The organism is Sphingobacterium humi, from assembly GCF_009768885.1.
GTDB lineage: Bacteria > Bacteroidota > Bacteroidia > Sphingobacteriales > Sphingobacteriaceae > Sphingobacterium > Sphingobacterium humi.
In genome coordinates this window covers 1-11,055 of record NZ_WSQA01000013.1, presented here as the reverse complement: position 1 = coordinate 11,055, position 11,055 = coordinate 1, and the positions used below count along the sequence as shown (strand labels likewise).

The following is an 11,055-nucleotide window of genomic DNA, read 5'->3' as shown; positions in this document are numbered from 1 at the left end:
AAGGGCATTGGTTTGTTAGATAATATTTTATCTTTTTTAATCTTTAGGCTAGGAGGAGATCAATGATCCACGAAACAACAAGATCTGCTTTTATGTACAGGTGCCATTTCTTCTTCCACCAATCGCCAGAATAAGGATTTGTAATCCGCCAATTCCTCCAGGTTCAATTCCTCTTCCTGCTGCAAATTCCATTTCATTTTTAAAAAGAGGAAGAGGTGCCTTTTGCCTGCAGAGCCTTGGATGTACGTATTGACAACCTGGTTTTCCTGTGGAGAACAGTAGCCCCCAAAGAATCGCTGGAGTAGTTTGCTGTCAATGTGAATGCTCATAATTAATTGGGTTGGTGATTTACTTATTTTAATTTTTCTTAAACTAAAGGTTAAAATAAGGCTAACTATATAGGTATACAGTGAATTCGATGGGGAGTACTATTGGTAGGTAGGTAAATTTGGGAAAGCTGGTTAAAAGGGGGAATCGTTACATTTAAGTCGATCTTTCTTGATAGATTTAAAAATAAACTGCAAATTCAAGCTAAGCTGGTATAACTTATTTAAAAAAATTGTTAAAATTGTATATCAACTGGCGCCTCATTAATAGCCATTGGGAACCTAATATCTATGAGTAAACAACAACATATCGATAATCAAACGATTATAGATCTTCAACAGGGGGATACTATGGCCCTTGCGAAGCTATATGCTGTTTATGCTACAGATGTATATCAAATTGCTTTTACCTTATTGAAAGATACCGGTTGGAGTGAAGATTTAGTACAGGAGGTTTTTATTAAGCTTTGGAATAATAAATCCCAATTACTGGCTGATAGCCCTGTATGGCCATTTCTTTACACCCTTGTCAAGCGGGAAGCATTAAATAAGTTACGTAGTATCAAGCGATCTCAGGAAGCTTTTGAGCGTTTGTTACATTATGTTCAAGGATTTAGCCCTGCTGCCGATGAACAGCTATTAAACCAGGAATTGGCCAATAAATTACAAACCTGTTTTGATGGTTTACCCCTACAACAGGAACGAGCGATTATGATGAGTAAAGTGGATGGGATGTCGTATAAAGAAATTGCTGAGGAATTGAAGATATCCCCCAATACCGTCAAAAACCATATTGTTCAAGCCTTAAAATCCTTACGGAATTCTGAAATCAGTAAAGATATGTTACAGCTGTTGTTCCTGATGTACCTGCTGGAAAAATAAATTTTTCCATTCAACTAGTCCATTTCTTTTTTTGTGGTGTATTGTTAATAGATCAGGGGAAATTTCCTGTATAACCTAATTGACAATAACCTTTTTATGAACAATCAAAGATTACTAAATCTTTTTGATCAATATCTATCTAATCAACTTTCTAGAAAGGAGCTTGAAGAGTTTCTTCGCATGCTGGATGAATGCGAGGATGCTGAATTTAACCGTATGGTCGATCAGCACCTCGATCGCGCGGAACTTCGATCACAGCTGGCACCCCAATTTAATAAGGGGGGAATTTTGCATCACATATTGAATGAAATTGAAGATCAGGAAATAACTTCCCAAAGGATCAAACGATTAGCGCTTTATAAATGGTTGGGCTTTGCTGCCGCATCGCTCTTGTTGATTGCTGGGGGCTACTACCACAGCATGAAGCATTCAGCAGAGTCAGCAGTGTCTGGAAAAATCCTGACTAATGATATTGAATTGATGGAAGACGGGGTACCCGTTATTCAGCGTACCGATGGGAAAGAGTTTCACCTTGCCCAGCAAAGTGAGAATAGTATGCTTGAAGAAGGGATTACGGTTGCTATCGATGCGAAAGGAAATAAACTGTTTAAAATCTCTACCCCCACTACGGCGTTGGGTGAGTCCAGAACTTTTATATCGCCGAAGGGCTCATCCCTGCAATTAGAATTGGAGGATGGAACCCATGTATGGTTGAATTCGGGTGCTGCAGTCACGTATCCAGCCCTGTTTGCTGCAAATGAACGAGAAATAGCCATCACTGGAGAGGTGTTTTTAGAAGTTGAACCCGATAAAAATAGACCCTTTATTGTTCGTACGAATCAAACCCGAATCAAGGTGCTGGGAACAAAGTTTAATGTCTCAAGCGAGCGCCAAGCCGATAAAGTCGTAACCACACTGGTAGAGGGCAAAGTGGAAGTCCAAGTGGCCGGACAATCGAAAGTGTTAAACCCAGGCTTTAAATCCACTTCAACCGATCAAAATCAAGAAATAGCCATTGAAAAGGCCGATATCAAAACCATATTGGCCTGGAAAGAAGGATATTTTAGGTTTCAAGAAGATCGTATAGAGACGGTCATCGCAAAAATTAGGGAATGGTATGACATTGAGCAGGTTTCTTATTTAAGAAAGGCCGATGATAAATTCTCAGGCATGATCCGTAGAACCAAAAGTCTGAACGAATTACTCCGTCAAATGGAAAAAATATCATCTTTTAAATTTAAAATTCAGGATGGGAGGGTCCTTATTATGTAAGGTATATACCCTATAAAAACGTATCGGAAGTGCGACCAACACTCCCGATGATGTTTAGTGCATTTATTGACCAATTTATCGATTTACCAATTACACCAAACACTACAAATGTATAAAACGATTGAAGAACTTTGTCTATGCAGACAAAAAATCTTGATTAAAATATTAATTAGGATGAAACTAACAATTATGATCCTCATCGTGACCCTGCTTCATGTGCATGCTTCTAGTTTTGGACAAAAGATTACCCTCAATGTTAAAAACGAAACATTGATGAATATTTTGGATGAAGTTCAGAAGCAATCGGGTTATGATTTTCTGTACAGCAGTAAAAGATTAAACCATGGGAAACGAGTAAGCTTACGGGTTGCCAATAAGGACCTGAAAGAGGTTTTGGAGTTACTTTTGGACAATCAAAACCTACAATATGAAATTGATCGAAATACGGTTTTAATTAAACCGCGAACTGCCGTGCCGGTCCTTGAAACACGTGTGATAGAACGGGCTTCCCAGCAACAACAAACCATTTCAGGAACCGTCAAAAACAAGGAAGGTCTGCCTTTAGATGGGGTAACAGTGCAAGTGAAAGGAACTTCGGTCGGTACCGCCACAGATGCTCAAGGAAGGTATAGTTTAACGGTAAACAGTACGGTAAGAACTATTGTGTTCACCTTGGTGGGCTATAAACCCTTGGAGTTTGTTTTAAAGGGCTCTAATACCGTCAATGTTGAACTGGAAGCTGATGTTAGTGCGCTGGAAGAAGCTGTTGTTGTAGCCTATGGAACGCAACGCAAAGCAAGTATTGTTGGTGCCATTACAACGGTGAAAACGGACGATTTGAAAGTGCCGGTATCTAAAATATCAACCAGCTTGGCGGGTCAAATGGCCGGGGTTGTTTCCGTACAGGGTTCTGGAGAGCCCGGTTCTGGTGCCTCCTTCTGGATTCGAGGCGTGGGTAGTTTCGGCGCAAATAATAGCCCCTTAATCTTGGTGGATGGTATTGAACGTCCCTTAGATCTGGTCGATCCTGAAGATGTAGAATCTTTTTCCATTTTAAAAGATGCCACAGCAACAGCCGTGTATGGGGTTCGTGGTGCAAATGGTATTGTATTGATTACGACCAAAAGAGGTCGTCAGCTCGATAAGCCCATTATTAATACGCGACTTGAAAAGGGGATTTTAAGCCCTACAAGCCTACCAAAACTTGCCAATGCTTCCCAATGGATAGATTATTATAATGATATCAATTTTGAGGGATCAAATCGATATGCATATCCACAGGAATTAAAGGATTTGTATGTGAATAAGGTCGATCCGGATCTTTATCCGAACGTAGATTGGATGCATGAAATATTTAAAGAGAGAACCACGATGGATCGTTTAAATATAAACGTAACAGGGGGTGGTGAAAAAATCACGTATTTCGTGTCTGGATCCTATATTGCTGAAAACGGTATTTTTAAGCCTCAAAAGTCACCAAATTATGACCCTTCGGTTAATTACGATAAGGTGAATTTTCGTTCCAATGTGGATATCAAACTTACTCCTTCCACCGATTTAGGATTAAGCTTATCCAATCAATATGAAACGAAAAATAGATTGGGTGTAGATATGGGAACAATGTATGAAATGGTGCTTCATACTACGCCTATTGCCATTCCAACGGTCTATTCTGATGGCACCCATGCGCAACCCTTGGTAGGTCAAAACCCCTATTATGCGTTAAATAGCCGTGGATTTTCCCAAGATTTTTGGAACAATGCACAATCCTTAGTGAATCTGACGCAAGATTTTAGCAACCTTCTTTTGCAAGGGCTGAAAGCAAATGCCAAATTCTCTTGGGATGCCTTTAATGGTTCGACGCTGGATAAACGTAAGAATCCGGCCACCTATTACGCAACAGGACGTGACAGCGAAGGAAACCTCATCTTGCATAAAAATGCCGACGGTTCAGATTACCTATCCCTAGCACGTTCCAATCGTGGCGAGCGGGCCATCAATTTTGAATCATCCTTAATGTATGATAACCTCTTTGCCGACAAACATCGAGTAGGGGCTTTATTCCTATTCAGTATGCGGGAAAGAACCAATAACTTCCCCGGCGATTATATTGCTGCATTTCCGTACAGGAATATGGGTATCGCTTCGCGTGTAACCTATAATTACGCCGATAAATACTTTATTGAAGGAAACTTTGGCTATAACGGATCTGAAAACTTTGCGCCAGGCCATCGTTTTGGATTTTTCCCTTCCCTAGCTATCGGTTATATGCTTTCCGAGGAGGAGTTTTTCAAAAATGCACTTCCATCCGTGAATTTATTAAAGCTACGTGGCTCGATGGGTGAAATTGGAAATGATCAAATTGGCGGTAACAGAAGGTTTGCCTATAACTCAGAAATGGCTTGGACCGGAGGCTATCATTTTGGCAGTACAGGACAGCAATGGGTTGGCGGTATTGCTACAGGTCACCCTGGAAACCCAACCGTATCCTGGGAAAGCGCCATTAAAAAGAATATAGGTTTTGAACTGGGCATGTGGAGTAAGTTAAACATCATTGCAGATTATTTCTTCGAGCGTAGAGATGGCATTTATATTCTGCAAGAAAGCGTGCCTTCGGTGGTGGGAATTAATGTGAAGCAGTATGTGAACTTAGGAAAGATGCAAAACCAAGGGGTGGATGCTTCCTTAGAATATAGCCATAATACTGAAAATGTGACCATGCGTGTTCGTGGTAATTTTACCTATAACCGAAATAAGAAACTTTACGATGACCGGCCAACCCCAATCTGGGCTTATCAAACGGAAGTAGACCAACGCCTTTACCAACAGCGAGGTTTAGTCGCGATGGGCCTATTTCAATCAGAAGATGAAATTGCCAGCAGTCCTGCCCAAAAGTTTTCTACGGTAAAACCTGGAGATATCAAATACAAGGATATTAACGGTGATGGTGTCATCGACTCCTATGATTATATCGCGATAGGTGATACCCATATTCCCGAAGTAAATTACGGTTTTGGTGCCAGTGTAGGCTATAAAGGGTTCGACCTTTCTGTATTCTTTCACGGGGTAGATAATGTTACGCGCATCATTGGTGGAGGACCACTATACGGACAAAGCGGAAATATTCTTGTCTACGGTCAGATTTATTCTGATGTAGCCGATAAGCGCTGGTCCATTCGGAATCCAGACCCTAATGCCGAGTATCCGCGCCTGTCTATGGTTGAAAACAGAAATAATACCCAATCATCAACCTACTGGCAACGCGATATGAGTTTCTTACGCTTAAAAAACCTGGAGTTTGGTTATAACCTGCCAAGTAAATGGACAGACCCGATTAAAATGTCGTCTATCCGCTTGTATATCCAAGGACAAAACGTGTTTACATTCAGCAAGTTTAAACTTTGGGATCCTGAACTTGGAACATCCTATGGCGGCATCTATCCACAAATGCGTGTGTTTAATTTTGGTTTGAACGTGATTTTATAAGGAAAGCAACATGAAAAAGATTTTATATGTAACGGTGAGTCTATTGGTATTATCCTTCTTTACAGGTTGTGATAAGTATTTGGAAGTGGAACTTCAAAACCAGATGACTATGGATGAAGTTTTCAACAAAAGACAAACCACAGAAGCCTATTTAGCCCAGGTTTATGGTTTTTTACCCAATGAAAATGATATGGTAGGTGGGGAAGGGGGCATGGTGCCTTTGAGTGACGAGGCCTTATTTTCCTGGTTAGCCTGGGTACCTTGGATCAATATTAACTCAGGCTCTTGGGGGCCTACAACCGGAGATTATCAGATTTGGGGACATAATTATCGAGGTATTAATCAGGCCACCATTTTTATGAATAATGTCGATAAGAATGTGGAAATCAATCAGGGTACCAAGGATATTATGAAAGCGGAAGCTCGTTTCTTGCGTGCTTATTTCTACTTCTGTCTTTTACGTCGATATGGTCCCGTGTATATCTGGGGCGATCAAGATGCTGATATTTTGACCAAAGGGGAAGATGTAGATCGTCATACCTTGGCGCATAATGTTGATTTTATTCTCTCGGAGTATGAAAAGGCTATTGCCGTTCTTCCAGTACGGATTACCGATCAAGCCTGGTTGGGAAGATTGACCAAAGGTGCCGCCATGGCTGCCAAAGCAGAATTATTGCTTTATATGGCCAGACCGCTGTTCAATGGCGCGCAGTTTTTAAAGGGAATGAAGAACAAAGAAGGTGAAAATATCTTTCCGCAAACTGCTGATCCGAACAAATGGGAAGCTGCAGCCAAAGCCGCAAAAGATATCATCGATTTGAATCAATATGCCCTTTACGAGGATAAAACAGAATCCGATCCCTTCAAGAAGGCTATTAAATCCTATGCCGGTATTTACTTTGAAGAATGGAACTCAGAAATTATCTGGGGAAGATGGATAAGTTCAGGCTTTGCATACAATGTGCGGGCAGCTCCTCCGCGTGTGGTAAAAGAAGGATATGGTGGTTTCTCCCCATCCTTAAAATTGGTAGATACCTATCCAATGGCCAGCTCCGGAAGATTCCCTGTAACAGGGTACCAATCCAATGGAACACCTATTATTGATGCCCAATCAGGTTATCAAGAAACCGGTTTTACAGAGAACTTTATCCATCCGATCGAAAATTACGCGCCTATCAAAGCACATAATTCCATTGTGGGGCGCGATGCGCGGTTCTATGCTTCCATTCTTGCCAACGGGATGCGTTGGATCAATACCTTTCACGGCCAAAAACTAGTGACCTTTTTCACCGGCGGTACTTCTTCTTATACGCAAACCGGAGACTGTGTGAAAACCGGCTATTTATGGCGACGCATGAGCGACCCAACAAATGATATTGAGGAAGGTAAATGGGGGCAATTCTCTTGGCCATTTTTCCGCTTAGGTGAAATTTACCTAGACTATGCCGAAGCGTGTAATGAGAAGCCAAATCGGGATGAAGCCGAAGCCTTAAAATATGTCAATCTTATCCGCAAGCGTTCCGGTCTAAATAACTTGGAAGTTGCTTATCCGGAAGTGAAAGGCAATAAAGACCTGCTACGCGAATTAATGCGCAAAGAAAGAATGGTAGAATTGGCCTTTGAAAATCACCGCTATCATGATGTACGCACTTGGATGATTGCTGAAAAGGAAATGAATGAGCCTTATTTCACCAGAAACTTAGCCTCAACAACCTATGAAGGATCTTGGACTAGAACAACATCCATCTTCCCGGGTAGACGCTTGTTTCAGCCGAAGCATTATTTCTTCCCGATTCATCAGGAACAGTTGAGTGAGATGAGCAATTTGACCCAAAATTATGGCTGGTAATCTTTAACCTAAAGACGATGAAAAAAGTTATAAATCAATACTTGTTTTTGTTGAGTATGTTGATCTCCATAAACCTCATGAGTTCATGTGAAGACACCATGCTCAACAACATGGTTGATGACCATGTATACCTATTAAATCCAGGAATCAATGAAGCCCAGGTATTTAATTTTGAGAAAGCAATTGCCGAAGTTATCGTAGTAAAATCTGGCGTTGGACAACGTGCTTCAAAACTGAAATTAGAGGTCGTTCCGGCACTATTAACGCAGTATAACCAGGCCAATTCAACTGCTTATAAGGAATTGCCGGCAAGCGTTTACAGCCTTTCCAATAGCTCCTTAGACCTTCCTACAGATAGCTATAAAGCTTCCTTCGATTTTGTTATTGATGTGCAAAAATTCAATGCCGAGCAAGCCAAAAATCCGGATGCTACTTTTGTAATTCCCTGTGAGGTGACCAATTTAAACCCGGGGATAGAGGATTCGGTAAAAATGCAATCTTTTATGATTCCCAGAATTGTAGAACCTTATATCTCCTTTACTAAAGCTGGATTTTTGACCGATATTATTAATATCACTTCCAAATCTCAGGATAAAGTTTATTTCGATAATAAGATTGAAATTAACTTCCCAGCCAGTGGCGATGTGAATTATACCATCCAAATTGCGAAAAATAGCGCACAATTAATCAATCAGTATAATACAGAAAACGGTACAACCTATGTTCAATTACCGGCTGAGGCCTTGGATTTACAAGCTAATGGTAAGATTTTGAAAGGGGTAAATTATGCAGACTATACTTACCAAGTGTTAAAAACTAAGCTCGTGGATGCAGGGAACAAACCAAAGTATGGAAAGTATTTGCTGCCTTTAGCTATTGAGCAGGTTTCGCAAGGAAAAGTGCACCCAAGCAATAGTGTTGTCCTAATCCCTTTTAATTATCATGAATAGAAGAACCTTTATCAATAACTTAGCCGTCGGAGGGACGGCCTTGTCCCTCAGTCCGACAATGAGGAGTTTTGCAGCCCAAAAACAAGAAAACTTACGCCTTGCCCTTATCGGCAAAGGAGGCATGGGAACCGCCGATTGTAATACGGCCTTACGGGTGCCTGGCGTAGCATTGGTTGCCGTTTGCGATGTGTATAAACCCCGTTTGGAAGATGCTAAAAAACAATGGGGGAACCACCTGAAGCTAGAACGTGATTATCGGAATATTTTAAACGACCCCCAAATTGATGCAGTCATTATCGCAACGCCCGATCATTGGCATCAAAAGATTGCTGTTGAAGCATTGAAAAAAGGGAAACATGTTTATTGTGAGAAACCAATTATCCATAAACGCTCGGAAGCAAAAGCCCTTATCAAAGCGCAACAGGAGAGTGGAAAAGTGTTCCAGATGGGAACCCAGGGGGTTTCTGCTGTAGGCATGCAGTTGGCCAAAGCGCTATTGCAAGAAGGAGTAATCGGCGATTTAAACTTTGTTGATGCTCGTTTCTCGGCTTCTCCAGGTGCCTTAAACAGTTTCCATGCCCCTGCAGAAGCAACCGAGGCTAATTTATGGTGGGATCAGTTCTTGGGTGAAGCACCCAAGAAACCTTTTACGCCTCAACGATTCTTTGCCTGGCGAAATTGGAGCGATTATGGAACCGGATTAGCCGGTGATTTATTCGTCCATGTCTTGGCCAGTATTCATTATATCACCGGTTGTAATAAACCACTCAAAGTATACTCCGATGGTGATATCTTGTATTATAAAGATGGGAGTCGGGACACCCCGGATCTGATCTATTCCTTGTTCGACTATGCGATGCCTCAGGGTGCCAATCATTTTAAAATGTCATTAGGTGCCAATGTATTAGATGGTATTTCGAATAGCTGGGGAAGTACAGATTTTAATATGGTGGGGCTTAAAGGTGCCATGCGCGTAAATTGGGATGCTGTTCAGGTAAAAACAACAGCGGCAACCGCTGTAGCCGGATTAGAGCAGAAGTTGCAGGCGATTCCTGGCTTTGGTGGCATCACAAAAATTAGCGACAATGAGTATCGGTTTACCGCAAAGGCTGGATATCCGGATGCCCACTTCCTACACTTTCAGAATTTCTTTGATGCCGCAAGGAATGGAACGAAGAATATTGCTCCTGTAGAATTTGGTGTCAATGCCTCTGCTGCGGCTTTGATGAGTTTTGAAAGTCAAATGAAAAATCAAATTATCTAAATATATGCTATACCTTAAAAAATTAATGAAAAGACTGCCCCTCCTAATTTTATTCTTGAGTTTCGGCAGCCTAGCTGTCCATGGTCAACACAAAATAGAAAAAGGGTTTACCATGCTTTTTGATGGCCGTAATATGGATGCCTGGACTGGGAATACAACAGAATATGTGTTGGAAGATGATTGTATAGTGATGAAGCCCACTCAAGAAATGGGTGGAAATTTATACAGCAAACAAGCGTTTTCAGATTTTATCCTTCGCTTTGATTTTTACCTTACTCCCGGCGCCAATAATGGCCTAGGCATTCGCCACGATATCGTACCAAACGATAAAGGCTATGCAGGGATGGAGCTGCAGATTCTTGATAATGAGGATCCACAATACAAAGATTTAAAGCCTTACCAATACCATGGCTCGGTCTATGGCATTGCCGCTGCAAAACGTGGATTTCTCAAAAAACCTGGACAGTGGAACAGTCAGGAAGTGATTGCCAAAGGAGATCATATTACCGTAAAAGTAAATGGAAAAGTGATCTTAAATACCAACTTAAAAGAGGCGCTTAAGGATAAAGAAGCCGGAAGCTATATGAAAGAGGTTTTAAATAAATCTGGACATATTGCTTTTTTAGGACATGGCACTGTGGTAAAATTTAAAAATATCCGCATCAAAGAATTGAAATAGGTACTTAGCCTAAACCTCATGCGAATTAATAAAAAGAGGGAGCTTCAGTGAGCTCCCTCTTTTTTGTAGATAGGTGATACATGCGTTTGGTGTGGTTGTTATCTTTCCTTTTATACGTGCCTATTTCTTCCCTTGTTGTGCCCTTTGCAAAGGGGATTGATACGGGTGAGAAAGGGAAGTGAAAGGGAAGTGAAAGGGGTGAGAAAAGGGTTTGAGCTGGAGGTGTCTTATACTGAAATAGGTTTACAAAAAGCGAACTGATTACTAAATTAGGTTTACGCCTTATTTTTTATACTAAATAGGGTTGTCTTTGTTTTTGTTTTTGGATTTCATTGTTTTTTTCTGAT

8 protein-coding genes are annotated in these 11,055 nt (G+C 41.1%); 7 read left to right on the top strand and 1 reads right to left on the bottom strand.

Features of this window, described 5'->3' with window-relative positions; genetic code table 11:
- Positions 1-59: 59 nt before the first annotated feature.
- On the bottom strand, positions 60-329 hold the full coding sequence (locus GQF63_RS15410; RefSeq protein ID WP_160370134.1) for a hypothetical protein: 270 nt from the start codon (positions 327-329) through the stop codon (positions 60-62).
- A gap of 288 nt (positions 330-617) precedes the next feature.
- Between GQF63_RS15410 and GQF63_RS15405 the strand changes: the two genes are divergently transcribed.
- From GQF63_RS15405 to GQF63_RS15375, 7 genes are all read left to right on the top strand, one after another.
- On the top strand, positions 618-1,208 hold the full coding sequence (locus GQF63_RS15405; protein ID WP_160370133.1) for an RNA polymerase sigma factor: 591 nt from the start codon (positions 618-620) through the stop codon (positions 1,206-1,208).
- Positions 1,209-1,304: 96 nt separating this feature from the next.
- A complete protein-coding gene (locus GQF63_RS15400; RefSeq protein ID WP_160370132.1) occupies positions 1,305-2,480 on the top strand; it encodes a FecR family protein in 1,176 nt (391 codons plus the stop codon).
- 174 nt (positions 2,481-2,654) lie between these two features.
- Positions 2,655-5,966, top strand: a complete 3,312-nt coding sequence (locus GQF63_RS15395; protein WP_212592605.1) for a TonB-dependent receptor — start codon at positions 2,655-2,657, stop codon at positions 5,964-5,966.
- A 10-nt stretch (positions 5,967-5,976) separates the two neighbouring features.
- Positions 5,977-7,815 carry a RagB/SusD family nutrient uptake outer membrane protein gene (locus tag GQF63_RS15390; protein ID WP_160370131.1) on the top strand — a complete coding sequence of 613 codons (1,839 nt, stop codon included), beginning with the start codon at positions 5,977-5,979 and terminating at the stop codon, positions 7,813-7,815.
- Positions 7,816-7,832: 17 nt separating this feature from the next.
- Entirely contained in the window at positions 7,833-8,765 is a 933-nt protein-coding gene (locus tag GQF63_RS15385; RefSeq protein ID WP_160370130.1) for a DUF1735 domain-containing protein, read from the top strand.
- A complete protein-coding gene (locus tag GQF63_RS15380) occupies positions 8,758-10,029 on the top strand; it encodes a Gfo/Idh/MocA family protein (RefSeq protein ID WP_212592604.1) in 1,272 nt (423 codons plus the stop codon). Before GQF63_RS15385 ends, GQF63_RS15380 begins: the two co-directional genes overlap by 8 nt.
- Before the next feature lie 25 nt (positions 10,030-10,054).
- Positions 10,055-10,708, top strand: coding sequence for a 3-keto-disaccharide hydrolase (locus GQF63_RS15375; protein WP_160370129.1), 654 nt, complete (start codon positions 10,055-10,057; stop codon positions 10,706-10,708).
- The last annotated feature ends 347 nt before the right edge of the window (positions 10,709-11,055 follow it).

Bases quoted from the DNA above. Each gene is read 5' to 3' on its own strand.
- GQF63_RS15410 (WP_160370134.1), bottom strand. From the start codon at position 329: ATGAGCATTCACATTGACAGCAAACTACTCCAGCGATTCTTTGGGGGC.
- GQF63_RS15395 (WP_212592605.1), top strand. From the start codon at position 2,655: ATGAAACTAACAATTATGATCCTCATCGTGACCCTGCTTCATGTGCAT.
- GQF63_RS15385 (WP_160370130.1), top strand. From the start codon at position 7,833: ATGAAAAAAGTTATAAATCAATACTTGTTTTTGTTGAGTATGTTGATC.
- GQF63_RS15380 (WP_212592604.1), top strand. From the start codon at position 8,758: ATGAATAGAAGAACCTTTATCAATAACTTAGCCGTCGGAGGGACGGCC.
- GQF63_RS15375 (WP_160370129.1), top strand. From the start codon at position 10,055: ATGAAAAGACTGCCCCTCCTAATTTTATTCTTGAGTTTCGGCAGCCTA.
- GQF63_RS15390 (WP_160370131.1), top strand. From the start codon at position 5,977: ATGAAAAAGATTTTATATGTAACGGTGAGTCTATTGGTATTATCCTTC.
- GQF63_RS15405 (WP_160370133.1), top strand. From the start codon at position 618: ATGAGTAAACAACAACATATCGATAATCAAACGATTATAGATCTTCAA.
- GQF63_RS15400 (WP_160370132.1), top strand. From the start codon at position 1,305: ATGAACAATCAAAGATTACTAAATCTTTTTGATCAATATCTATCTAAT.